Annotated in this window: 29 protein-coding genes and 1 other RNA gene; 13 read left to right on the top strand and 17 right to left on the bottom strand. The window is 49.7% G+C overall.

Translation table 11 applies throughout. The features are described from left to right. The coding region (locus FC814_RS23630) for an IS1 family transposase (RefSeq protein ID WP_071528444.1) at positions 1-61 on the top strand (61 nt) is incomplete at its 5' end. A 46-nt stretch (positions 62-107) separates the two neighbouring features. After that, a complete protein-coding gene (locus FC814_RS19075; RefSeq protein WP_367643737.1) occupies positions 108-551 on the top strand; it encodes a reverse transcriptase domain-containing protein in 444 nt (147 codons plus the stop codon). A 613-nt stretch (positions 552-1,164) separates the two neighbouring features. Here FC814_RS19075 and FC814_RS19085 read toward each other — a convergent pair. The 5 genes from FC814_RS19085 to FC814_RS19105 form a co-directional block, all read right to left on the bottom strand. After that, positions 1,165-3,498, bottom strand: a complete 2,334-nt coding sequence (locus FC814_RS19085) for a primase-helicase zinc-binding domain-containing protein (protein WP_137326330.1) — start codon at positions 3,496-3,498, stop codon at positions 1,165-1,167. 14 nt (positions 3,499-3,512) lie between these two features. Beyond that, a complete protein-coding gene (locus tag FC814_RS19090) occupies positions 3,513-3,833 on the bottom strand; it encodes a DUF5375 domain-containing protein (RefSeq protein ID WP_000856729.1) in 321 nt (106 codons plus the stop codon). A gap of 135 nt (positions 3,834-3,968) precedes the next feature. Next, positions 3,969-4,424 carry a hypothetical protein gene (locus FC814_RS19095; RefSeq protein ID WP_000459294.1) on the bottom strand — a complete coding sequence of 152 codons (456 nt, stop codon included), beginning with the start codon at positions 4,422-4,424 and terminating at the stop codon, positions 3,969-3,971. After that, positions 4,417-4,704, bottom strand: coding sequence for a hypothetical protein (locus FC814_RS19100; protein WP_001244659.1), 288 nt, complete (start codon positions 4,702-4,704; stop codon positions 4,417-4,419). Before FC814_RS19100 ends, FC814_RS19095 begins: the two co-directional genes overlap by 8 nt. After that, entirely contained in the window at positions 4,697-5,272 is a 576-nt protein-coding gene (locus tag FC814_RS19105; RefSeq protein WP_301546377.1) for a host cell division inhibitor Icd-like protein, read from the bottom strand. Before FC814_RS19105 ends, FC814_RS19100 begins: the two co-directional genes overlap by 8 nt. 73 nt (positions 5,273-5,345) lie before the next feature. On the opposite strand from FC814_RS19105, the gene FC814_RS19110 reads away from it, so the two are divergent. From FC814_RS19110 to FC814_RS19120, 3 genes are all read left to right on the top strand, one after another. Further along, positions 5,346-6,080, top strand: coding sequence for a hypothetical protein (locus FC814_RS19110; protein ID WP_001283016.1), 735 nt, complete (start codon positions 5,346-5,348; stop codon positions 6,078-6,080). Then, entirely contained in the window at positions 6,077-6,577 is a 501-nt protein-coding gene (locus tag FC814_RS19115; protein ID WP_000638634.1) for an ogr/Delta-like zinc finger family protein, read from the top strand. Before FC814_RS19110 ends, FC814_RS19115 begins: the two co-directional genes overlap by 4 nt. Before the next feature lie 73 nt (positions 6,578-6,650). Then, the gene (locus tag FC814_RS19120; RefSeq protein ID WP_001493297.1) at positions 6,651-7,223 is read left to right on the top strand and encodes a phage polarity suppression protein; all 573 of its coding nucleotides are present in this window, start codon (positions 6,651-6,653) and stop codon (positions 7,221-7,223) included. Between the two features lie 490 nt (positions 7,224-7,713). Here FC814_RS19120 and FC814_RS19125 read toward each other — a convergent pair whose 3' ends face one another. The 5 genes from FC814_RS19125 to smpB all read right to left on the bottom strand — a co-directional run bounded on the left by FC814_RS19125 (position 7,714) and on the right by smpB (position 11,985). Beyond that, complete coding sequence (locus FC814_RS19125) at positions 7,714-8,367, bottom strand: hypothetical protein (protein ID WP_001493296.1); 654 nt, start codon at positions 8,365-8,367, stop codon at positions 7,714-7,716. Positions 8,368-8,371: 4 nt separating this feature from the next. Further along, positions 8,372-9,475, bottom strand: coding sequence for a hypothetical protein (locus FC814_RS19130; protein WP_234007003.1), 1,104 nt, complete (start codon positions 9,473-9,475; stop codon positions 8,372-8,374). 43 nt (positions 9,476-9,518) lie between these two features. Beyond that, on the bottom strand, positions 9,519-10,742 hold the full coding sequence (locus FC814_RS19135; RefSeq protein WP_001493293.1) for an integrase domain-containing protein: 1,224 nt from the start codon (positions 10,740-10,742) through the stop codon (positions 9,519-9,521). A 184-nt stretch (positions 10,743-10,926) separates the two neighbouring features. Then, positions 10,927-11,289: a transfer-messenger RNA gene (ssrA, locus tag FC814_RS19140) on the bottom strand. 213 nt (positions 11,290-11,502) lie between these two features. Next, on the bottom strand, positions 11,503-11,985 hold the full coding sequence (gene smpB, locus FC814_RS19145; RefSeq protein ID WP_000162574.1) for an SsrA-binding protein SmpB: 483 nt from the start codon (positions 11,983-11,985) through the stop codon (positions 11,503-11,505). Between the two features lie 170 nt (positions 11,986-12,155). On the opposite strand from smpB, the gene ratA reads away from it, so the two are divergent. Beyond that, positions 12,156-12,593 carry a type II toxin-antitoxin system toxin RatA gene (gene ratA, locus FC814_RS19150; RefSeq protein ID WP_024191158.1) on the top strand — a complete coding sequence of 146 codons (438 nt, stop codon included), beginning with the start codon at positions 12,156-12,158 and terminating at the stop codon, positions 12,591-12,593. Then, entirely contained in the window at positions 12,583-12,873 is a 291-nt protein-coding gene (locus FC814_RS19155) for an RnfH family protein (protein ID WP_032226002.1), read from the top strand. Before ratA ends, FC814_RS19155 begins: the two co-directional genes overlap by 11 nt. Before the next feature lie 57 nt (positions 12,874-12,930). Here FC814_RS19155 and bamE read toward each other — a convergent pair whose 3' ends face one another. From bamE to nadK, 3 genes are all read right to left on the bottom strand, one after another. Then, positions 12,931-13,275, bottom strand: coding sequence for an outer membrane protein assembly factor BamE (gene bamE, locus FC814_RS19160; RefSeq protein ID WP_001203438.1), 345 nt, complete (start codon positions 13,273-13,275; stop codon positions 12,931-12,933). A 148-nt stretch (positions 13,276-13,423) separates the two neighbouring features. After that, positions 13,424-15,085, bottom strand: a complete 1,662-nt coding sequence (gene recN / locus FC814_RS19165) for a DNA repair protein RecN (RefSeq protein WP_000880898.1) — start codon at positions 15,083-15,085, stop codon at positions 13,424-13,426. An 85-nt stretch (positions 15,086-15,170) separates the two neighbouring features. Further along, the gene (gene nadK / locus FC814_RS19170) at positions 15,171-16,049 is read right to left on the bottom strand and encodes an NAD(+) kinase (RefSeq protein ID WP_001059169.1); all 879 of its coding nucleotides are present in this window, start codon (positions 16,047-16,049) and stop codon (positions 15,171-15,173) included. 122 nt (positions 16,050-16,171) lie between these two features. On the opposite strand from nadK, the gene grpE reads away from it, so the two are divergent. Then, entirely contained in the window at positions 16,172-16,765 is a 594-nt protein-coding gene (grpE, locus tag FC814_RS19175) for a nucleotide exchange factor GrpE (protein WP_001366580.1), read from the top strand. Between the two features lie 54 nt (positions 16,766-16,819). Here grpE and FC814_RS19180 read toward each other — a convergent pair whose 3' ends face one another. Together FC814_RS19180 and FC814_RS19185 are read right to left on the bottom strand one after the other, a co-directional pair. Next, complete coding sequence (locus FC814_RS19180; protein WP_010723175.1) at positions 16,820-18,106, bottom strand: HlyC/CorC family transporter; 1,287 nt, start codon at positions 18,104-18,106, stop codon at positions 16,820-16,822. 20 nt (positions 18,107-18,126) lie between these two features. Next, a complete protein-coding gene (locus FC814_RS19185; RefSeq protein ID WP_024165125.1) occupies positions 18,127-18,918 on the bottom strand; it encodes an inner membrane protein YpjD in 792 nt (263 codons plus the stop codon). Positions 18,919-19,084: 166 nt separating this feature from the next. Here FC814_RS19185 and ffh point away from each other — a divergent pair, with 166 nt between their 5' ends. The 5 genes from ffh (at position 19,085) to rplS (ending at position 22,696) form a co-directional block, all read left to right on the top strand. Then, complete coding sequence (gene ffh, locus FC814_RS19190) at positions 19,085-20,446, top strand: signal recognition particle protein (protein WP_000460035.1); 1,362 nt, start codon at positions 19,085-19,087, stop codon at positions 20,444-20,446. Positions 20,447-20,693: 247 nt separating this feature from the next. Then, positions 20,694-20,942 (top strand): 30S ribosomal protein S16, encoded by a 249-nt coding sequence (gene rpsP, locus FC814_RS19195; RefSeq protein WP_000256450.1) that lies wholly within the window; start codon positions 20,694-20,696, stop codon positions 20,940-20,942. 18 nt (positions 20,943-20,960) lie between these two features. Next, a complete protein-coding gene (gene rimM / locus FC814_RS19200; protein WP_000043335.1) occupies positions 20,961-21,509 on the top strand; it encodes a ribosome maturation factor RimM in 549 nt (182 codons plus the stop codon). Between the two features lie 30 nt (positions 21,510-21,539). Next, positions 21,540-22,307 carry a tRNA (guanosine(37)-N1)-methyltransferase TrmD gene (trmD, locus tag FC814_RS19205; RefSeq protein WP_000264784.1) on the top strand — a complete coding sequence of 256 codons (768 nt, stop codon included), beginning with the start codon at positions 21,540-21,542 and terminating at the stop codon, positions 22,305-22,307. 41 nt (positions 22,308-22,348) lie between these two features. Beyond that, positions 22,349-22,696 (top strand): 50S ribosomal protein L19, encoded by a 348-nt coding sequence (gene rplS, locus FC814_RS19210; RefSeq protein ID WP_000065253.1) that lies wholly within the window; start codon positions 22,349-22,351, stop codon positions 22,694-22,696. 76 nt (positions 22,697-22,772) lie between these two features. On the opposite strand, the gene FC814_RS19215 is transcribed toward rplS, so the two are convergent. Then, on the bottom strand, positions 22,773-23,255 hold the full coding sequence (locus tag FC814_RS19215; RefSeq protein ID WP_000595359.1) for an OmpA family protein: 483 nt from the start codon (positions 23,253-23,255) through the stop codon (positions 22,773-22,775). Between the two features lie 15 nt (positions 23,256-23,270). Then, the gene (gene dgcN, locus FC814_RS19220; protein ID WP_000368159.1) at positions 23,271-24,494 is read right to left on the bottom strand and encodes a diguanylate cyclase DgcN; all 1,224 of its coding nucleotides are present in this window, start codon (positions 24,492-24,494) and stop codon (positions 23,271-23,273) included. Positions 24,495-24,588: the final 94 nt, after the last annotated feature.

The raw sequence follows: 24,588 nt of genomic DNA on the forward strand, positions 1-24,588 counted from the left end.
ATCGGTGGAGCTGCATGACAAAGTCATCGGGCATTATCTGAACATAAAACACTATCAATAAGTTGGAGTCATTACCGGAAATCTCAACATTTTCAACTGTAAGAAACTTGTCCCATAGTCCACATAAGCATGTCCTCCCTTTTGGTTTTGTTCAATCTCCAATACTTGCAACCCTCTGCTTAGATAAAAGTTATTTTGGTAGCTTACTACGCCGATTGAACAAACATCATGATCTCAAGCTAAGTGTGTTTATGGATGATGTGATCATCTCGTCAAACGATTTGGCCCAATTACAAGCGGCTTACGACGAAGCACTAGTGGCAATGCGCAAATCTGGTTATCAAGCCAACATGAGTAAAACTCAGGCACCATCGTCAAAGATTAGCGTGTTTAATTTAACTTTGAGTAAGGGAGTTATGAAAGTCACATCTCAGAAAATGAGTGACTTCCTGATTGATTTCTATTCAAGCAATTATGAGCCGCACAGAATAGGGGTCAAAAACTACGTCGAAGCTGTTAATCCAGGGCAAGCGAAACTCTTTAAGTTGTAATTGCGATCGCATGTAGTAGCAACTGGGCTTGACTGAATGCCTGCCGCCATTTTGCCGCCACTACCAAAGAAAAAAGGGCTACGCTTTCACGTAACCCCTTGATTTATTTGGGGGCTGGCGGAGTTTGAATAAATATTGTATTGCTTTGATTTTTAATGATTTTGTTTAATTCAGTTTTTGTGCGTATACCTAATCGTATACCAATGGCTGTAAGTTAATGTGAAATGAAAGCGCATTTTTACTTGGATTGATGCTATATCGTACAGGAAAAAAATTTTTTTTCGAAAGAACTGTTCACACTGTTCACCTTTCTTTTTTCTCCTTTTATTTCAGAGTGATAGGTGGTGAATAATGGGTGAAGGGTGAACATTCGATTCTTCACCTCCGGCATTCTGCCGGTGTGACTCATACCGGTGATTAATCCCCCGTACTGAAATCACTCAGGAAGAAAAAAGTTTTTTTTGATTTGATTGTTCACACTGTTCACCTTTCGTTTTTCTCTTTTAATTTCAGTGTGATAACGGGTGAATATACGGTGAAGGGTGAACAGTGGATTGTTCACCTTCGGGGGATGTCGGGATAAAAAAAGACCGGCAGATGCCGGTCAGGTGGGTCAGGCTGTTGTAGGGTCGTCACATTTTGGCAGCCAGTCGCCGTAGCTTTCCTCTTTCAGCGTCAGGTTGGTCTGTATCCCCTGTTTGGTATGGCGCTTCTCGTAATTCAGCCCGTATTCCTTCAGCATCACCGGCAGCCCCAGCCCGAACATTTTCAGACTGAGTACATTCCGGTAGCCGTTTGCCTCCATGTAGGCCAGATAGGCGTGATAGAGGTATTTACGGTAATTACGCGGGATGATACTGGCGTTCCCCATATACATGCCGCTGGTCTGCGGCAGGGTTTCCAGATAGCCGATAAAATCAAACGTCGGGTCGGCATCCCGTTTGATGTTCAGCGCCTCGTCTGAGTTCTGCTGGGACTGAAGCAGTGACCGGGCGAGCATCGGGTCGCTGAACTTCTGCATCAGGTGACGCACGATGACCGCCAGCTCGCGGGTGATTTTGTCCTTAAGCTGCGGGTCGCGCTCCTGCGGGGCTATCTGTTCCGGGAAGTGAATAATCACCCGCCGGCGTGACACGCCGCCGCTGCGGTCGGTGAAGCGCATCGGGTTATTGTTCACGGCCAGAATCACCGCCGGGATATGCGTGGAGTACGCATCCCGGTATTTCGGATCCACGGACACCGCATCGCCGCCGGTGATGGCCTTGAGTCCGGCACCGTCGCCGCTCCATTTTTCCTGGTCCGGCAGGCGTATCAGTGAGAAGCCAGTTAACGCGGCACGTTCACGCGGGGATTCCAGCGTCTCAATGGTGGCCGACGTGGCGTTATCCTCCCCGGCCAGCAGGGTGGCTATTTCGGCCATGATACTTTTGCCGCTGCCGCCGGGACCGGTCACCTCCAGAAAGAGCTGCCAGTCGTAGCGGTTTGCCAGCACCATAAACAGTGCGGCCAGAATCACGTCGCGTTTTTCCGCACGGCCACCGGCGGCACGGTCAAGCCAGCGCCAGAACGCGGGGGCGTGGGTTTCCAGCGTTTCCCCTTCCACCGGCGGGGTGAAATCCACATCGCACAGGGTACGCATCCAGTGTGACGGACTGTGCGGGTGGAACGTGCCGTTCTGCGTGTCGAGCACGCCGTTACGAAAGCCAATCAGGCAGCGGGAGGGGGCTTCCTGCTGCGGAATAATCAGCTTCAGGGTGTCCACCACGGAGGCCACCTTCCCGGAGGAGAACGGCGCGCGCAGCCGCTGAAACAGCCCGGCCACATCCCGGGCAAAGTCCTGTGGTGGCAGCACCTTCCAGACACCATTTTCATAACGGGACAGAAGCTGGCCGTTGGCATCGACCGCGAGCGCCTCGCCGTAATGCTCATAGATACGCATGGCCTTTTCGCTGGTACTCATGGCGGAAAACTCCGCTTCGCTCATGGTGTCGAACGGGCTTTCAGCCGGTGGCCGGATGGCATCATAAATGGCCTTACGGGTGGCTTCCCCGCCGTACTGCGTGAAGGCATCATTCCAGTCACCGAAGACCGGCGGCAGGGCAACAACACCTTCACACGCATCTGCGGCTGCGGCGGCTTTTTTCTGGCCGTCACCGCTGAGGTCACGGTCAGCAGCAAGGACTATCTGACAGGCCGGATGCTTCTGCCGGGCAAGGCTGGCCAGAGAAAGGAGGTTCACGGAAGAAAGCGCCACCATCACCGTTTCACCGGTCAGGTGATGTACGGTAAGTGCGGTCGCGTATCCCTCCGCTATCCACAGACGTTTTCCGGCCTGATTCTGTCCTTCAAGGATGTGACAGGTGCCCCTGACCTGTCCGCCTTTCAGGGTGCGCTTACGGCCGTCAGCACTGATTAACTGAAGGTTAACCAGTGCGCCGCTGTCGTCATACAGTGGCACCACAAGGTCACCGGCGCGCCAGCTCACGCCACCGGCTCTGTGTGTGCCGGTCAGCATCCGGCATTCCCGGCCGGGAAAGCCCTTGCGGGTCAGGTAGGCGTTACCGGTTCCGGGACGGGTTTTTGCCATCAGGGTTTGTGCCAGTGCGGCGGCGTTCTTCCGGGCAGCGTCTGTTTCAGCAACGGCGGCGGCCGTCACTGCCGGGTCAGCCGGGGGCAGACTGCCGGTCACGGCAGCCACCTTTGCGGCCGCGTCGGACGGGGAGACACCAAACACCTTTTCAACCAGTTTCAGGCCGTCACCGGCACCACACTGATTGCAGTACCAGGTGCCGCGCCCCTCCCTGTCATCAAAACGGAAGCGGTCACTCCCGCCACAGACCGGACAGGGCTGATGACGGTTCTTCAGCACCTGAATCCCCAGCGCCGGGAGAATACGCGGCCAGTGGCCGAGCGCATGGCTGACGGTGGCGGTTACGTTCATTTTCATGGTGTTGTTCTCCTTCAGTGCAGTACCGGCGCTTTTATGTGACGGGCACAGAGTTCATCCATCACAACCAGCCCGAGAAAGGACAGCGACGGCGCGGCCTTCAGGGGGCCGGATTCCATTAAATCTTCCAGCAGGGCACAGGCTATCTGACGCCCTTTTTCCTCACCGTGCTGGCGCAGATAAAAGCCCTCCAGCTCAGCGGCGATGGCCGCCTCCAGTGATTCAAGGGTGAGATGCGGGTAGCGGTGCTGACGTTCGCACACGGTCAGCCAGGCACAGGCGACAGCACGACGGTAAAGGGCTGCGCGTAAGACGGGCGGTAAGGGTGTTTTCATTTGCTTTCCTCCCTGTGACAGATGACTGCATTCCGTGCCGGTTGCATTAACTGATAAGGCATATCTGCGTCTCCTGAAGACGTGCGTATCCCTGCGCGAATACGCACATTTAATTTTTCGGGTGTCGTTTTTTAATTACAGATAATTGCGGTAACTGTTATCCGGGGTGATTTCCGGGTCAGGCTCCGTGCGGGGAATTTCCCGCCATTCCCGCGCCACCGGTGCCGCCCGGCTGACCGGAACAGGGTCCTGCGGGTAAATATCCAGATATTTCTCCCGCCATTTCTGTAATTCCGGGTCTCCGGCCATTTCTTTCAGTACCGCATGCCGGTTTACGGGGCTGCGTTTAAACAGGTCAGGACGGTCACAGGTAAATTCCCGCAGAAAACGCCCCAGCGGGATGTCTGTGGTGCGCCCGTCGGCGAGGATACGCACAAGGATACTGAATTTACGGCGGTACGGGTTCCAGACAATGTCCGGGCAGCGGTACGGCATTTCCCACGGAATACCGTCTTCCAGAATGCCGACCACGGCCACATCGGGAAAACCGGCAGAACGGTAAATCTCACCGGGCTGGGGAAAATCAAACATGCGTCCTGTCTCCCCGGTCTTTCTGCTGGGCGAGAAAATCGCGGCACAGGCCTTTGGCTTTCAGCTCATTCAGCACAAAATCAATATCTTCATTCAGGTAGCTGAAAATATGCGGAATGTAGAGCTGATGCAGGCCGGAGAGTTCACGGTGAATCAAATCACCCCCAACAAACTGGGATACGGCGCTGGCGCGGTTGAGCTTATGGTAAGCCTCAATGCTGAGGTGTTCACAGGCGTCATGACGCGCTGAGACGGTCTGAGGGGCTTTTTTATTACGCACGGGACACCTCCACCACCGGCAGACGGGCAGCAAGGGAGAGCACATAGTCACGGACAAAGGAACGGCGGGCACTGCGTTCATCACCGGCGACGGTGCGAAGCATACAGATACGGGGATGACGGTCTGCGCGACGGACAGCCGCAAACACAAAGACAAATTCAGGGTGTGAGGGGGTAAGGGTTGTAGCCATAAGGCAGCCTCCTTCGAGTAGCAAATAACTGCTATCGCCGGAGTTCTCACGCTCGATGGCGATAGCCCAGACGGGGGTGAGAATACCGGCCTCGAAGAATACCGGCCAGCCCGGAGGCTGCCCCGCCTGAGCTACCATTGACTCAGTGGCATAACATGCGATTGCGAACAGGATCATACCTGCACGGCAAACCACACGCCACACCATAATCTGGCGCTCTGTGGCGTTGATTGCGACACAAAAAAAGACGCATGGCGCGTCATATGTCGCCTTCGAGTTACACGGGTTCTCACGCCCGGCTGCCGATTTTGCGGCAACGGAAAGACTATATCCGCAAATGCCGGTCTGAGGATGAGTCTCCTGTGTCAGGGCTGGCACATCTGCAATGCGTCGTGTTGTTGTCCGGTGTACGTCACAATTTTCTTAACCTGAAGTGACGAGGAGCCGGAAAATGTCTGACAACACCATCCCTGAATATCTGCAACCCGCACTGGCACAACTGGAAAAGGCCAGAGCCGCCCACCTTGAGAACGCCCGACTGATGGATGAGACCGTCACGGCCATTGAACGGGCAGAGCAGGAAAAAAATGCGCTGGCGCAGGCCGACGGAAATGACGCTGATGACTGGCGCACAGCCTTTCGTGCAGCCGGTGGTGTCCTGAGCGACGAGCTGAAACAGCGCCACATTGAGCGCGTGGCACGCCGGGAGCTGGTACAGGAATATGACAATCTGGCCGTGGTGCTGAATTTTGAACGTGAACGCCTGAAAGGGGCGTGTGACAGCACGGCCACCGCCTACCGGAAGGCACATCATCACCTTCTGAGTCTGTATGCAGAGCATGAGCTGGAACACGCCCTGAATGAAACCTGTGAGGCGCTTGTCCGGGCAATGCATCTGAGCATTCTGGTACAGGAAAATCCGCTCGCCAACACCACCGGCCATCAGGGCTACGTCGCACCCGATAAGGCTGTCATGCAGCAGGTGAAATCATCGCTGGAACAGAAAATTAAACAGATGCAAATCAGCCTCAGCGGCGAGCCGGTTCTCCGGCTGACCGGACTGTCAGCGGCAACACTTCCGCACATGGATTATGAGGTGGCAGGCACACCGGCACAGCGCAAGGTGTGGCAGGACAAAATAGACCAGCAGGGAGCAGAGCTTAAGGCCAGAGGACTGCTGTCATGATTTACTGCCCGTCGTGTGGACATGTTGCTCACACCCGCCGCGCACATTTCATGGACGATGGCACCAAGATAATGATTGCACAGTGCCGGAATATTTATTGCTCTGCGACATTTGAAGCGAGTGAAAGCTTTTTCTCTGACAGTAAAGATTCAGGAATGGAATACATTTCAGGCAAACAGAGATACCGCGATTCACTGACGTCAGCCTCCGGCAGTATGAAACGCCCGAAAAGAATGCTTGTTACCGGATATTGTTGTCGGAGATGTAAAGGCCTTGCACTGTCAAGAACATCGCGGCGTCTGTCTCAGGAAGTCACCGAGCGTTTTTATGTGTGCACGGATCCGGGCTGTGGTCTGGTGTTTAAAACGCTTCAGACCATCAACCGCTTCATTGTCCGCCCGGTCACACCGGACGAACTGGCAGAACGCCTGCATGAAAAACAGGAACTGCCGCCAGTACGGTTAAAAACACAATCATATTCGCTGCGTCTGGAATGAGGGCTGCCGGTTAACACCGGCCGTCGCCGCACACCGTATTTTTATTCTTCAGCATGATGAGAAAGAGATAACGATGGAAAGCACAGCCTTACAGCAGGCCTTTGACACCTGTCAGAATAACAAAGCAGCATGGCTGCAACGCAAAAATGAGCTGGCAGCGGCCGAACAGGAATACCTGCGGCTTCTGTCAGGAGAAGGCAGAAACGTCAGTCGCCTGGACGAATTACGCAATATTATCGAAGTCAGAAAATGGCAGGTGAATCAGGCCGCCGGTCGTTATATTCGTTCGCATGAAGCCGTTCAGCACATCAGCATCCGCGACCGGCTGAATGATTTTATGCAGCAGCACGGCACAGTACTGGCGGCCGCACTGGCACCGGAGCTGATGGGCTACAGTGAACTGACGGCCATTGCCCGAAACTGTGCCATACAGCGTGCCACAGATGCCCTGCGTGAAGCCCTTCTGTCCTGGCTTGCGAAGGGGGAAAAAATTAATTATTCCGCACAGGATAGCGACATTTTAACGACCATCGGATTCAGGCCTGACGCGGCTTCGGTGGATGACTGCCGTGAAAAATTCACCCCTGCGCAGAACATGATTTTTTCGCGTAAAAGTGCGCAACTGGCATCACGTCAGTCTGTGTAAAATTCCCCGAAAACCCGCTTGTTTTTACTGAAAAAAGCCATGCATCGATAAGGTGCATGACTTTGCATGCGTTTTCCCGCCCCATTATCAACAAAACACGCCATTCCCGGCGCGGCCTGAGCGTGTCAGTGCAACTGCATTAAAACCGCCCTGCAAAGCGGGCGGGCGAGGCGGGGAAAGCACTGCGCGCAAATGTTGATGTGTTCAATTTTTTCAAAGTCTGAGAGCGCAATTGAGTTTGCTCGCTTCATCTACGACAATAAGTTAGAGTAGTGATTAGAAAGGGGAATGTTTAATATTATTGAGTTAAAGTTATTTTTGTGTTTTTGGATGACTCTATTGATGTGTTTATGATAGTGTTATTTTTACGGAGTGGATGGAGGATTAATTTCATTTAATGCATTAACATAATGCATGTGTTTTAATGTGGCTGTTAAATATTGTGGCGGTTTTTTAGGCTATAAAAACATTTGTGTGCTTCTTATTTTTTTTATTTATATTTTTGTGGGGTAATTTCAACATATGAAGAAGCGAACCATTCTACAGGTTTTTTGTTTTTCAATTCTTCTGTGTCAAAATTATCATCTGGTGTTGACCTAAATGTAATATAATAAACGCCTGGCTTATTTAATCCAACAATATAGCTAAGGGTTTTTTCTGCTCCTATTAAAACATGTGTCTTTGATAATGATTTACTTTTTGATTCTGGATAGTGTTTTTTATCTCTCAAAGATGTATAGAGATTTGGTGTAAAAGATTGAGATTGTTCAACTTTATCGCCATTTGCGCTTACTTTGTACACAGTTAAAGCTCCTTTGGATGTGTCAAAGGATAATGGTCGTTTGCCGTTATTTTTTATGGTTACATTAATAATCATTCCTAGCTGTGTTTTTAACGGGATAACATTAATAGCAATACTGCTAGAGTCAGTGCCCTTAATTTGCTCTTTTATTTGTTTTAAATCTTCGTTAGCCTTTTTTAGTTGGATTTCCGCATTTTTGGCCATTTGTAATGCGTCAAAGGTATACAACGACCACGCGCCACCAATTATGATAGCTAGCGAAATGACGATGTAATGGATACCTGATAAAAAATTATTAGATTTATCATGGTTATCCCACCATTTTTTTATGAACTTCATCATCCTCTTAAATGCCTTCAAAGTCGTCTGGTTCTACATCATCATCATAGCGTTTTTTATTGGGGTTTGTAGAGGTGTTTTTTGTGTTTAGTTTTTGTGCAGGAACTTTTAATGCTAATCCATTTTTTACTTCCTCAAAGTTTTCATCATGTTTTACTTTATTAATTAATAAAGATATTGCTTCATAGTTGTTGTCGAAAAATATTTTGTCATTTTCATCTGCGAAAGATGGCTCAATATTGAACATTATAAGAAATGTGCAGATAACTAACAGGCTTTTTTTACGGCTTCCAGATATTTTTGCCCAAAGATCTCCTGGTGAAAGAAATACCTGTTGTGTCGTTACCGTAAATGTTCTACTTTTTCTTAGTTCTTTATATGTATCTTCAAAGAGAGATAATAATTTATCATCATCGAAATGATAGTTGTCATTGTTAGCGATTGTTTGAGCAATAGCTTCAATTTTATTTATTATTATGGAGTATTGAGCAATGTCAAGATTGTTAATCCCTTCTGTTTGCTCAATCCGTGAGGAAATATAAGCTTCATTATCTGATATAAATGCAACAGATAACCAGTGATTAAGCTCTTTCCAGTGCTCGTTTGCTGAGAAAACAGTTTGATTAGCCCTGAAACTATTATTTATGGCTAATGGAAGTTTGTCACGAAACTGCGTTTTTCCCCATTCAACTTTACGTCTAAGGGTAAATTTAAGCAATTTTTCATCTGTTGTTCCATCAACATTGAGTAATGTTACATTTTCCATATCTTTATAAGGACCAGATATGATCCTGCCGACCACTATTCTCCTTGCATCTAGAGTTATAATTATATCACCGACTGACATTTCATTAATGAAACGTAGAACTTGGCCTGCTTTATTAGATGCAGATGCAAGTGTTTCCTTTTTTTCAAGCAAAGTTTGTTTGTAATTATAAACGAGTTTAATCACTTCATCTTTATTACTGAGGGTCTGATCGCTAAATTCCATAGCGTCAATGTGCCCAATAGCTGCTATGGAGTTGTGCACAAAGTGGTCATAAAACATACCGCCATCACCAGATCGAACAACCCAAAATTTTGAATCTTTAGGAATATCTTGAATGTACATTTCAAATCCTTGCTATGTATCTCAAATGAACAAAACTACCAAATTAGGAGACGGGCCACTTATTTCTAATAGATGAGAATTGCGAAACACATTGTTCCCCCCACCATTCCATCAATTCTTTACGCTGAGTAAGATAAACTGAGCGGTTGTACGCGCGTCGAACTTCATTTTTATCAATATGAGCAAGTGCAGCTTCAATTACATCTGGGTTGAATCCAAATTCATTCATTGCCGTGCTGGCTATTGAGCGCATTCCATGGGCAACCAGTTTACCTCCATAACCTATCCGTTTCAAAGCAGCATTCGCCGTTTGACTGTTCATTGACTTCTTCGGGTCACATCTGCTGGGAAAAATGAATTCTCGGTGGCCACTAATTGGCTTCATAACATCGAGTATATTTAACGCTTGTGGTGATAAAGGAACAATGTGCTCACGCTTGGCTTTCATCCGTTCTGCGGGAATTGTCCATAGTTTTGTTTCAAGATCGATCTCTACCCATCGAGCACCGGCAGCTTCAGATGGGCGTACAAGTGTCAGGAGTTGCCATTCAATTAGACAGCGAGTTGGAATAGAAAGATTTGACATAGCTAAAGAACGCATCAGCTTAGGTAACTCTTCAGGCCGCAGTGTTGGCATGTTTTGCTTTTTGGGTTTTTCAAAAGCCATACCAATGCCTGATGCTGGATTAGTATCAATCAAACCAGTGTTAATCGCATAAATCATTATTTCGTTAATACGTTGTACTAGGCGACGAACTGTTTCCAGTGCTCCGCGAGCTTTGATTGGTTCAAGTGCTTCAACTAGTGTTCGGGCTTTGATTTGCTGAACGGGGATCTCGCCAATAGCAGGGAGTACGTCTTTTTCCAATGAGCGCCAAATATCCTTTGCGTAATCAGGAGTAACACTTTTGCTTTTGAGCAAGAACCAGTTAGAGGCGACCGCTGAAAAAATACTGTTAAGCACGATTTTCTGCTGCTCCTCTGCAACTTCAGCTTGTATTTGCGGGTCAATTCCATTGGCTAATAAGGAAAGGTATTCAGCCCTTAACCTTCGGGCATCACCAAGCGATAAGGCAGGGAAGGCACCAAGCCCCATCATTGTTCGCTGTTTTGTTGTTGGACGTTGATAACGGAAACGCCAGAGTTTTTTCCCGTTTGTTTTCACTATCAGGAAAAGCCCCTCGCCATCATGCAGTGTTAGATCCTTCTCTAAAGCTTTAGTCCGCAGAATTTCAGTGTTGGTCAGAGGACGTGTTGTCCGTGCCACTGTAGTTACTCCATCATGAATTGGTATACGTGTTTAGGTATACATCCTACCGTATACCTAAATGTATACCAATAATCACTGGATTTAGCCGGATGTTCTCGGACAAGGAGAGACACAAAAAAGCCCGCAGAGCTTGTGCCATGCGGGCTTTCAGTATTTCGCCGGACGTATCCGGAAGAGCAAGTGGTGGAGCTGGCGGGAGTTGAACCCGCGTCCGAAATTCCTACATCCTCGGCACTACATGCTTAGTCTGTCTTTACATTCGCTTGCCAGCTGCGGACGGACACGCCACTAACAAACTAGCCTGATTAAGTTTTAACGCTTCAACCCCAGGCAGGGCTTCCACGCGATCTCTTTTGGGTTTGACCTCTCTTGATCCCCGTCCTAAGAGCGGAGGCTAGGGAGAGAGGGCTCTAAGCAGGTTATTAAGCTGCTAAAGCGTAGTTTTCGTCGTTTGCGACTATTTTTTGCGGCTTTTTACGAGGCCAACCGCCCCTCGGCATGCACCTTGGGTTTCGCAAATCCCGTCGAATCCAGAATCAGCCCCAATGTGTAACGGCGAGTATACCAGATTTGTGAGCGTCATGACCAGCCCCAATGGCGTTATCGTTCAGGATTTAGCGCCCGCGTAGCATGATTTTTATTCGATTAAGCAAAGGGATGACGACATCTGTATCAAATATGATAGCCGATAAGATGTGCATTCGCGCCACCGGAGAGGGGAGGCGCGGTGAGGATCTGCAGTATATGTGATGCAGGTTTAACGGTGAGCGTTTTTCATGATACGCGCTTTATCAACCTGCCATTCACGTTCTTTGATGTCGGAACGTTTATCGTGCTGTTTCTTACCTTTCGCGACGCCGATTTTCACTTTGCACCAGGCATTTTTCCAGTACAGAGAGAGCGCCACTACGGTATAGCCTTCACGATTGACGCGACCATATAATGAGTCCAGTTCGCGCTGATTGAGAAGTAACTTGCGGGTACGAGTAGGATCGCACACCACATGTGTGGAAGCCACAGCCATCGGCGTGATATTTGCGCCAAACAGGAACGCTTCTCCGTCGCGCAGAAGGACATAGCTGTCGCTAATATTGGCTTTTCCTGCGCGCAGGGATTTAACTTCCCAGCCTTGCAGGGCAAGTCCCGCTTCGAACTCTTCTTCAATAAAGTATTCGTGACGGGCGCGCTTGTTAAGCGCGATGGTCGCTGAACCAGGTTTATGTGCTTTTTTCTTCGTCATAAGCGTCGTGAATCATCGGTAATCTGAAATCGAAAATACCCCATATCAATCCTGCGGGGGACAAGGCTCTATCTTAGCATGAACACGATGTTACCCAGCGCCGGGATAGCGTTTTTTTTACAGCAGGATAAATGATATTATTTGTTGGATTTTTGTTGATGGAATTTGTTATGCCTCAAATTAGCCGGACCGCACTCGTTCCCTACAGCGCGGAGCAAATGTATCAGTTAGTGAATGACGTTCAGTCTTATCCTCAGTTTTTGCCAGGTTGTACTGGAAGTCGGATTCTGGAGTCCACTCCTGGACAGATGACCGCTGCGGTAGATGTCTCTAAGGCTGGGATCAGCAAAACGTTTACTACCCGCAACCAGTTGACCAGTAACCAAAGTATTCTGATGAATCTGGTTGATGGGCCGTTCAAGAAATTGATCGGCGGCTGGAAGTTTACACCGTTGAGTCCGGAAGCGTGCCGTATCGAGTTTCATCTCGACTTTGAGTTTACTAATAAGTTGATTGAACTCGCCTTCGGTCGCGTGTTTAAAGAGCTGGCGGCTAATATGGTGCAGGCTTTCACCGTGCGAGCAAAAGAGGTTTATAGTGCCAGGTAAAATTGCTGTAGAGGTAGCTTACGCGTTACCAGAGAAGCAGTATTTGCAGCGTGTAACATTGCTGGAGGGTGCGACGGTTGAAGAGGCAATTCGCGCAAGTGGTTTGCTGGAATTGCGTACAGATATCGATTTAACTAAAAATAAAGTCGGCATTTACAGTCGTCCGGCAAAACTGAGCGATATCGTGCGCGAGGGCGATCGTGTAGAGATTTATCGACCACTGATTGCCGATCCGAAAGAGCTTCGTAGACAGCGCGCAGAAAAATCGGCGAATAAATAGCAGGCAGAAAAAAGGTGCTCACTGAGCACCTTTTTTAATCGCTATAAACAGCAAGTTTTATTCGTTGCCACTCAGCGCAGGTTTGTTATCAATATTGGTCAACACACCGCTGCTGTTAAAGGTCAGCGTCAGAGTTTGCTGCGTTACACCTTCATGGCCTGGTTGCTGGCGGAAGACATAGAACCAGGTATTTGTACCAAATGGATCGGACATCAGCGGTGTACCCAATGCGTACGCAACTTGTTGTTGCGTCATGCCAACGCGTATTTTGGACACGTCGTTAGCGGTCAGATAGTTCCCCTGGTTGATGTCAGGACGGTAAACCACTCGCTCCAGAGTGGAACAGCCTGCGGTCAACATCAATAGTACTGCTGCTGCAGCAGTCAGCGTTTTACAGCGCATAGTGATTTGATTCCTTTTCGGGCCCGAGCAGTACGTGGCTCATCTGTAATATGCCGATGATAATAGACCTTTCATCACTTTAAAACCTTTTGCTTTCCGGTCTTACGGCGTTTTGCTGTTTATTCTGACCGTGAAGCAGGAAAAAAGTTTACGCTGCCAGTAGTTCTTTCGCGTTCGCCAGCGTGTTGCGTGTGACTTCACTGCCGCCAAGTAGGCGCGCCAGCTCTTGTAACCGCGCCTTTTTATCCAGGGATTGCATATGCGTTTCGGTCATAGCGCCATCGGTTTCTTTGCTGACAAAATAGTGTTGATGACCGCATCCTGCAACTTGTGGCAGGTGGGTAACACACATCACCTGGGTTGATTCACCAAGCTGACGTAGCAGTTTGCCGACAACTGCCGCTGTCGGACCGCTAATCCCCACATCCACTTCATCGAAAATAAGCGCCGGGGTTTCCATTTTACGCGCGGTGATGACCTGAATTGCCAGTGCGATACGGGACAATTCACCACCGGAGGCGACTTTGGCAATGGGCTGCATCGGCTGACCTGGGTTGGTGGTTACCCGAAACTCAATACGATCAGCGCCGTCAGTGCCCAGGTGATGTTCGTCAAATTTAACATCAATCGTAAACTGGCCATGCGGCATGGAGAGCGCCTGCATACTGTCGGTGATCAGGTGCGCCAGCTCAGTTGCATAGTGCTGGCGTTGCAGGTGTAATGCGCGCGCCGTTTCCAGCGCCTGCTGATGATGTTTCGTTACCGCCAATGCGAGTGTTTCTTGCGAGTCAGCTTGATCGTCCAGTTGCTGCTGTTCTTCCAGTAGCGACTGGTAATACTGTGGCAATGCCTCAGGGCTGACGTGATGTTTACGTGCCAGCGAAATCTGTTTGGAGATGCGCTGTTCAAGTTCAAACAAGCGGTTAGGGTCGAGATCCAGACGATCGCAGTAGTGGCGTAATTCGTCACTGGCTTCGGCAATCTGGATAGTAGCCTCTTCCAGCATATCAAGTACGCCGGACAGTTTGCTGTCCATACCAATCAATTCGCTGACCAGTTGTTTAGCGGTGTAAAGCTGGCTTTGCAGGTTCGCATCTTCACCGTCGGCCATTAATGCCAATGCATTCTGGCTGGTCGTAAGCAATTGACCGCTGTTAGCCAGACGTTTGTACTCTTCGTCGATTTGTTCAAACTCGCCGGGCTGCGGATTAAATTCGTTTAATTCTTTTAATTGGTATTGCAGTAGTTCAGCACGGGCGGCGCGTTCCTGACTGAGTTGTTGATGATGCGCGAGGTCACGGCAGCTTTGATGCCACAACTGATAACGTGCGGTCATTTCCTGGAGCAGAGACGTTTCATTGGCGTAGCCATCAAGCAGGAATTTCTGATGCTCAGGTTTGGTGAGTAACTGATGAGCGTGTTGACCATGGATCTGAATCAGCAACTGACCCAGTTCGCGTAGCTGAGACAGCGGAACAGCCGTACCGTTGATAAAACCACGAGAGCGGCCATCACTACTGATAACACGACGAAGCAGGCATTCGTGGCCATCTTCCAGTTGGTTTTCTTCCAGCCAGTGCAGTGCTGCGGGCGTATCTTTTAGAGAAAAACGGGCGCACAAATCAGCGCGGGCAGCGCCGGTACGCACCATGTCGGCTTCAGCGCGACCACCGAGACACAGGCCGAGAGCATCTATCGCAATAGATTTACCCGCGCCGGTCTCGCCGGTTATTACGGTCATGCCGCTGTGAAAATCAATCTCAAGCTCACGAACGATAGCAAAATTGCTGATGGTCAGTTGTGCCAACATAGTTGTTTTCCTGTATGAAAAACCATTACTGTTATTGTGTACAGTATAAACTGGTTTTATATACAGTAAAGAGGCTGGCGTAAAATTAGAATAATTTTTTTGACCAGCCGAGTTTGGTACTTAATGTATTGAAATAGCTGTAATCTTTCGGATGAATTAGATTCAGATGGTAATCACAGCGACGAATCAGGACATCTTCACCTTCCTGAATCGGCAGTGCTATCTGACTGTCACAACTGATTTCCAGGTCGTTACGTCGATGCGAAAAACGCAGGCGGATCGTGCTGCTGCTGTTTATGACCAGTGGTCGCGCTGACAACGTATGCGGGAACATGGGCACCAGGGTAATCGCATCCAGAGAGGGGGTCAGAATTGGGCCACCCGCCGACAGAGAATAGGCGGTAGAGCCTGTAGGTGTCGAAATAATCAGCCCATCAGATCGCTGAGAAAACGCAAAGATCTCGTCGATGTACACTTCGAACTCAATCATATGCGCCACTTTGCCAGGATGTAGTACCACTTCATTAATCGCGGTGCTGATGCGTTTCTGGCAATCTTGCTGACAGACCTGCGCTTCCAGCAAAAAACGTTTCTCGCTGATGTAATGACCTTCCAGCACATCGGCTAATTGTTGCTGGGCGTTATCGGGATCAAGGTCAGTCAGGAAACCCAGGTTGCCACGGTTGATGCCGATGACTTTAATGTCGTAGCGCGCGAGTGTGCGCGCCGCGCCCAGCATATTGCCATCGCCACCAACGACTACCGCGAGATCAGCCAGTTGCCCAATCTCCGCGAGCGTGCCAGTTTTCACATTCTTCAGTTGCAGTTCGTGAGCGATTTGTTGCTCAACGATGACCTCGTAACCTTTTGTGCACAGCCAGCGGTAGAGCATTTCATGTGTTGTCAGTGCAGTAGGGTGCCGTGGGTGTCCCACAATGCCAATACACTTGAAATGATTATTCATTTTTCCGAGGTCCTTGTTGCGAAGATTGATGACAATGTGAGTGCTTCCCTTGAAACCCTGAAACTGATCCCCATAATAAGCGAAGTTAGCGAGATGAATGCGAAAAAAACGCGGAGAAATTCATGAGTAGTAAAGAACAGAAAACGCCTGAGGGGCAAGCCCCGGAAGAAATTATCATGGATCAGCACGAAGAGATTGAGGCAGTTGAGCCAGAAGCTTCTGCTGAGCAGGTGGATCCGCGCGATGAAAAAATTGCGAATCTCGAAGCTCAGTTGGCTGAGGCTCAGACCCGTGAACGTGACGGCATTTTGCGCGTAAAAGCGGAAATGGAAAACCTGCGTCGTCGTACTGAACTGGATATCGAAAAAGCGCATAAATTCGCGCTGGAAAAATTCATCAACGAATTGCTGCCGGTGATTGATAGTCTGGATCGCGCGCTGGAAGTGGCTGATAAAGCTAATCCGGATATGTCTGCGATGGTTGAAGGCATTGAGCTGACGCTGAAGTCGATGCTGGATGTAGTACGTAAGTTTGGCGTTGATGTGATTGCCGAAACTAACGTGCCGCTGGACCCGAATGTGCATCAGGCTATCGCAATGGTGGAATCTGATGATGTAGCGCCGGGTAACGTACTGGGCATTATGCAAAAAGGTTATACGCTGAACGGTCGTACGATTCGCGCGGCGATGGTTACTGTAGCGAAAGCAAAAGCTTAATTACTGTTTTCGTAATAAATTACGGCCCGGCATGTGAATGCTGGGCCGTTTTTGTTACTCCGCCACACTCTCGCGCAGCGGTTTCACAGGAAAAACTTTTACCTGCTTAATCATATTGTCCTGTACGTCGAGAATATCGATATCGTACTCGCCAATACGCACGCGAGTGCCTGCGACAGGAATCTCTTCCAGTGCTTCCAGAATGACGCCATTAACCGTGCGTGCATCGTCTTCCGGTAGATGCCAGTTAAAGGCTTTGTTGATTTCTCGCACGTTGGCGGTGCCATCAATAATCACCGAACCGTCGTTTTGCGGAGTGACTTCTTCGGCAAGCGTTGGCGACATCGACGTGGTGAAATCGCCGACAATCTCTTCCAGAATATCTTCAACCGTCACCAGCCCCTGAATATCGCCGTATTCGTTGACAACCAGGCCGACTTTCTTTTTATTGCGTTGAAATTTAACTAATTGGGTACTGAGCGGCGTGCCTTCCGGCACAAAATAGATTTCGTCCGCAGCGCGCAGCATAGTTTCTTTAGTGAACTCTTTTTTCTCCGACATTAGCCGCCAGGCTTCACGCACACGCAACATGCTGATAGCGTCGTCCAGCGAGTCGCGGTACAGCACTATGCGCCCGTGAGGAGAGTGGGAGAGCTGACGGAGAATCGATTTCCAGTCATCGTTGATATCAATACCGATAATTTCACTGCGCGGCACCATGATGTCATCAACGGTCATTTTTTCCAGATCGAGTACCGACAGCAGCATATCCTGGTTACGACGGGAAATTTGTGACCGCGATTCGTGCACAATGGTGCGCAACTCTTCTTTACTCAAAGAGCCGCTAACCACGATATCGGTTTTGATGCCCATCATGCGCATTAACATGCGGGTGATCGCGTTCAGCAACCAGACCAGCGGCATCATCAAAATTTGCAGCGGAGCTAACAGAAAACTACTCGGATAGGCGACTTTTTCCGGGTACAGCGCGGCAATGGTTTTCGGCAATACTTCGGCAAAAACCAGCACTACGAAGGTCAGTACGCCAGTCGCAATTGCCACACCCGCATCGCCGTACAAGCGCATCCCAACAATAGTGCCGAGCGCGGAGGCAAGAATATTGACCAGGTTATTGCCGATTAACACCAGGCTTATCAGGCGGTCTGGCTTGCGTAGTAATTTTTCGACCCGTTTAGCCGAACGATTACCCTGCTTCGCCATATGCCGCAGACGATAGCGGTTGAGTGTCATCATTCCGGTTTCGGAGCCGGAAAAATAGGCTGAAATGACCACCATGATGATCAGAATTATGATCAACGTGGTAGTAGAGATATGTTCCAGGGGAAACTCCTTTTCTGGTTTTAGCTGATTAACTGCTGGACAATTCGGCTGCCAAAGTAGGCCAGTGTAAGGATGACCGCTCCTGCAACGTTAAACCAAACGACGCGGCGCCCACGCCATCCTTCATGATAATGCCCCCACAGCAGCACAATATAGACAAACCACGCCACAATAGAGAGCACGGCCTTGTCAATATTTTCCATGCTAAATAAGTTGTGCATGTAGAACAGGCCGGTACAAAGAGTGAGCGTTAACAGCACCACGCCAATTTGCGTAATGTGGAACATTTTACGCTCAATACTCATCAGCGGCGGCATTTCCTGATTGAATGCCAGCTTCTTGTTCTTCAGTTGATAATCAATCCATGCCAGTTGCAACGCGTACAGGGCGGCAATAATTAGCGTGGCATAGGAAAAGAGCGATAAGCCAATGTGCACCAGCATTCCTGGCGTTGCTTCCAGATGAGTGATGTATTCATTGGGCATGAAGGTCGCCAGCGCCAGATTGATGAGCGCAAAGGCATAAACAATCGGCAACAGCAGCCAGCCACGGTTGCGTGAGGCCACGATGGTCATTACCGTACAAATCATCAGGCTGACCAGCGAACCGACATTCAACAGGCTAAGGTTTTGTCCGCTATCGCCGCCAGGCAAAATGCGGGCTTCAAGAGCGATAGCGTGGCAGACCAGCGCGATGACCGCAGAAATAATAGCCATTCGCCGCCAGCCGCCGTTTTTTTGCAGCAGACCGGGAACAATCAGCGCGAGACTGACGGAGTAGGCGACGAGCGCGAGCAGAGCAAAAACGGGCATAGTGATGTCGACAGTTTGAGCAATGAGAAAGAAAAGCAGTATAGCGTCAGGTGAACGCTGCTCCAACCGTTGCATAACAACAAAGACGCCTTCATGTTATACTGCGGCAAAATACAGATGATGTGTCGCGATTGCGGCCAACCGTTTCCACCCCAGGCGAGAGACAATGTTTGATAATTTAACCGATCGTTTGTCGCGCACGCTGCGCAATATCAGTGGCCGTGGACGCCTTACTGAAGACAACGTTAAAGATACGCTGCGCGAAGTGCGCATGGCGCTGTTGGAGGCGGACGTCGCTCTGCCGGTAGTGCGTGAGTTTATCAATCGCGTAAAAGAGAAAGCGGTTGGTCATGAAGTTAATAAAAGCCTGACGCCGGGGCAGGAGTTCGTCAAAATCGTCCGTAACGAGTTGGTTGCGGCGATGGGCGAAGAGAACCAGACCCTGAACCTGGCTGCGCAACCGCCTGCGGTGGTGCTGATGGCGGGCCTGCAAGGTGCCGGTAAAACAACCAGCGTGGGTAAACTCGGTAAGTTCCTGCGCGAGAAGCACAAGAAGAAAGTGCTGGTGGTTTCTGCCGACGTTTATCGCCCGGCGGCAATCAAACAGCTTGAGACGCTGGCCGAACAGGTAGGCGTCGATTTCTTCCCTTCAGATGTTGGTCAGAAGCCGGTTGATATTGTTAATGCGGCGCTGAAAGAAGCCAAACTGAAATTCTACGACGTGCTGCTGGTGGATACCGCCGGTCGTCTGCACGTTGACGAAGCGATGATGGATGAGATCAAACAGGTCCATGCGTCGATTAACCCGGTTGAAACCCTGTTTGTGGTTGACGCCATGACCGGTCAGGATGCCGCCAATACGGCAAAAGCGTTCAATGAAGCGTTACCGCTTACCGGCGTAGTGTTGACTAAAGTGGACGGCGATGCGCGTGGCGGTGCGGCGCTTTCTATTCGCCATATTACCGGCAAGCCCATCAAGTTCCTCGGTGTTGGCGAGAAAACAGAGGCGCTGGAGCCGTTCCACCCGGATCGTATCGCTTCACGCATTCTCGGCATGGGCGATGTTCTGTCGCTGATCGAAGATATCGAAAGCAAAGTTGACCGCGCGCAGGCTGAGAAATTAGCCAGCAAGCTGAAAAAAGGCGATGGCTTCGATCTCAACGATTTCCTTGAGCAGTTGCGCCAGATGAAAAATATGGGCGGCATGGCCAGCCTGATGGGCAAGCTGCCGGGCATGGGGCAGATCCCGGATAACGTGAAGTCCCAGATGGACGATAAAGTGCTGGTGCGTATGGAAGCCATCATCAACTCGATGACGATGAAAGAGCGCGCTAAGCCAGAAATCATCAAAGGTTCGCGTAAACGCCGTATCGCTGCCGGTTGCGGTATGCAGGTGCAGGACGTTAACCGTCTTCTGAAGCAGTTCGACGACATGCAGCGCATGATGAAGAAAATGAAGAAGGGCGGAATGGCGAAGATGATGAGAAGCATGAAGGGTATGATGCCCCCAGGCTTCCCAGGCCGCTAATCGGCCTGGCTTATTTGCCATTTTGGCACCGGGGTATGCTCGTCATCCTCACGTACTGGGGTACGCTCCGGTGACTGCGCGCACTCCGGCACCAAACTGGCTGCGCCGCCAGCGGCCTTTTAATGCCGGGTTAGCAACTGTTGGTTGCAATTTCTGCAAAAATGAGTAAAATTTTCGGGCTTTTAATATGACACCGGACTCCGTTCCTCGATGGGGTCCGGTTGTTTTATTCACACAAGAGGATGTTATGGTAACTATTCGTTTAGCACGTCACGGCGCTAAAAAGCGTCCGTTCTACCAGGTTGTTGTCGCTGACAGCCGTAATGCACGCAACGGTCGCTTCATCGAGCGCGTTGGTTTCTTCAACCCAATCGCTAGCGAAAAAGAAGAAGGCACTCGCCTGGATCTGGATCGCATCGCTCACTGGGTTGGCCAGGGCGCAACTATTTCTGATCGCGTTGCTGCGCTGATCAAAGAAGTAAACAAAGCAGCTTAATCTGTCACGGTGGTCATGATGAGCAAACAACTCACCGCGCAAGCACCTGTTGATCCCATCGTTTTGGGAAAAATGGGTTCGTCTTACGGTATTCGTGGGTGGCTCAGAGTGTTTTCTTCCACCGAAGACGCCGAAAGCATTTTTGACTATCAGCCCTGGTTTATCCAGAAGGCGGGTCAGTGGCAGCAAGTCCAGCTGGAAAGCTGGAAGCACCACAATCAGGACATGATCATCAAGCTGAAAGGTGTTGACGATCGTGATGCGGCGAACCTGCTGACGAACTGTGAAATTGTCGTGGATTCATCGCAGCTGCCTCAGCTTGAAGAGGGTGACTACTACTGGAAAGACCTGATGGGCTGTCAGGTAGTGACCACTGAAGGCTACGATCTCGGTAAAGTCGTCGACATGATGGAAACCGGATCTAATGACGTTCTCGTCATTAAGGCAAACCTGAAAGATGCGTTTGGTATCAAGGAACGTCTCGTACCGTTCCTCGATGGGCAGGTTATCAAGAAAGTCGATCTCACTACTCGTTCAATCGAAGTAGATTGGGATCCTGGTTTTTAAACCACCGGATAAACGGTAAAAGACGGCGCTATGTGGATTGGCATAATTAGCCTGTTTCCTGAAATGTTCCGCGCAATTACCGATTACGGGGTAACTGGCCGGGCAGTGAAAAATGGCCTGCTGAGCATCCAGAGCTGGAGTCCACGTGACTTCACGCATGACCGGCACCGTACCGTGGACGATCGTCCTTACGGCGGCGGACCGGGGATGTTAATGATGGTGCAACCTTTACGGGACGCCATTCATGCAGCAAAAAGCGCGGCGGGTGAAGGCGCTAAGGTGATCTATCTGTCACCACAGGGGCGCAAGCTTGATCAAGCGGGCGTCAGCGAACTGGCAACGAATCAAAAATTGATTTTGGTGTGCGGTCGCTACGAAGGTATAGATGAGCGCGTGATCCAAACCGAAATTGACGAAGAATGGTCAATCGGCGATTACGTTCTCAGCGGTGGTGAGTTACCAGCAATGACGCTGATTGACTCCGTTTCCCGGTTTATTCCGGGGGTACTGGGACATGAAGCCTCGGCAACGGAAGATTCCTTTGCTGAAGGATTGCTGGATTGCCCGCACTATACGCGGCCTGAGGTGTTAGAAGGGATGGAAGTTCCGTCAGTGTTACTGTCGGGAAACCATGCCGAGATACGTCGCTGGCGTTTGAAACAGTCGCTGGGCCGTACCTGGCTTAGAAGACCTGAACTTCTGGAAAACCTGGCTCTGACTGAAGAGCAAGCAAGGTTGCTGGCGGAGTTCAAAAAGGAACACGCACAACAGCAACATAAACATGATGGGATGGCGTAAGCCCCCGAGATATCAGTTTACCCAGGATAAGAGATTAAATTATGAGCAACATTATTAAGCAACTTGAACAAGAGCAGATGAAGCAGGACGTACCTTCCTTCCGTCCGGGTGATACCGTGGAAGTGAAAGTATGGGTTGTTGAAGGTTCCAAAAAACGTCTGCAGGCATTCGAGGGCGTGGTTATCGCTATTCGTAACCGCGGTCTGCACTCTGCATTCACTGTTCGTAAAATTTCCAACGGCGAAGGCGTTGAGCGTGTCTTCCAGACTCACTCTCCGGTAGTTGACAGCATTTCTGTCAAACGTCGTGGTGCTGTTCGTAAAGCTAAACTGTACTACCTGCGTGAGCGTACTGGTAAGGCTGCTCGTATCAAAGAGCGCCTCAACTAAGATTTCGCTTAAGCGACATCCTGTTAAGAAGGGCTGGCCAATTGGCTGGCCCTTTTTTTATCTACTGAAATTGTATTTAAGGCGCACTAATTACCACCGCAACGCGGCGGTTTTCAGCCCGGCCCTGTGCTGTCTTGTTGCTGGCAATAGGATATTTTTTCCCTAAACCCTGAGTGGTGAGATTGCTGCGCGGAATCTGTCCACCCTCGGCCCAGGCATCGGCGACGACATTCGCTCGCTTCAGTGATAAGGCTTCGTTGTAGCTATCTTCACCATAGTTATCGGTATGACCATCCATACGGGCATGTGTTAGCCCGGTAGAGGTCAGTTTTGCCGCCATAGTCTGGATTTGTTGCTGACTTTCCGGAAGCAGTTTGTAGTCATTTTTAGCAAACAGAATAGTGTCGGATAAGCCAAGCGACCAGTCACCGGCAGATTCAGTAAAACCATAAGACTGCATAGCAGCGACTTGCTCTGGGGTAAATTTGCCTTGTGGAGTCTGGCAACCAGCCAGTATCAGAGTGGAGAAAACCAGAGGTGCTACCAGTTGCTTTATCATGTAGATATTTCCTTGTTATTTCACCAGCTTTTCGGCGCGCTGATGTTTGGCCTGATACATATTACGATCGGCAAGCTCTTGTAATTTTTCCGCAGAAGCGTGTTCGCGAGTCAGAGCGTATCCAATACTTAAGGTCATACTGGTCTGGTGACCGTTATGGAGATCGAATGGGCGATGAAAGGTTTGTGTGAGAGCAGTACAAATACGCTGTACTTCATATTCTGACAGTACGCCATACAGAATCATGGCGAACTCATCGCCTCCTATACGGTACGCTTGATGCCGTTTCCCGCTAAATTCCATTAACCGTGTTGCTATCTCGATCAAGACCTGATCACCCGTCGCGTGACCCCATGTGTCATTGATATATTTAAAATTATCGCCATCAAGAAAAAGTAAGGCTGAGGTTTCCCGAACGGCAGAATCACTCATTAACGTATTGATGCAGTTGCGGAATGCAGCGCGGTTAGCCAGGCCGGTTAACGGATCATGCAGGGCAGTACGTAAGAGTTGCGCATTTTTTGCCTGTAAACGAAGCTGCCACTCTTCCATTTCATCCAGCAGACTATTGAAGTCGAGAGCAAAGCGGTGAAATTCTTCGATACGCTCTTCCGAAACTCGTCGGGAAAAATTGCGGTTGGATCGCACATCATGAACTACATCAGTAATGTTTTTTAGCGCCTCCACCAGTCCGTTATGCAAATGGCGGGTGAGGGTGATTGCAATGCCTGATGCCAGCAGAATACAACCGGTAAGCACAGCGAGTGAAAACCAGATGAAATGGCTGATTGAACTGTCGCGAGCGGTTAACTGAACTTCGCCGATGATTTTTCCGTTGTGGCGAATGGGCTGAATTACCGGTGCGGGAAAGAGCCAGTGGCTAATGAAATTGCTGAATCTATCTCCCGGTTCTCTGGCTGTGTAGCGCCAGGATGCAATGATATTTTGCTGATTATCACGTACTTCAGCGGTTGAAAATTGACCTTGCTGCCCTAGTGCGGCCAGGGTTTCTGTCGCTGCCGAACCATCGGCAAAAACGACCGCTGCTTCCAGACTATAAGTCATGGTTGCTGCGGTGAGCGCCAGGTTTTTTTGTGCGTATTGTTTCAGTGTCAGTACCGACGTCACGGAAAGCAGCAGCCAGATCAGCGTCATGGTGATAAAGATGCTGGTCATGCTGATGTTGCGTAATGCTCTTTTAAACGTTGGTCGCTTATTAAGAGAATTATCGTTATCCATCTTTTTTCTTCCGAGCGAGGGCTTTGTTGAATAAATCGAACTTTTGCTGAGTTGAAGGATCAGATCACGTATCTTCCCGACAACGCAGACCGTT

The sequence above is a fragment of the Escherichia sp. MR genome (assembly GCF_005280595.1).
In the GTDB taxonomy this organism is placed as follows: Bacteria; Pseudomonadota; Gammaproteobacteria; order Enterobacterales; family Enterobacteriaceae; genus Escherichia; species Escherichia ruysiae.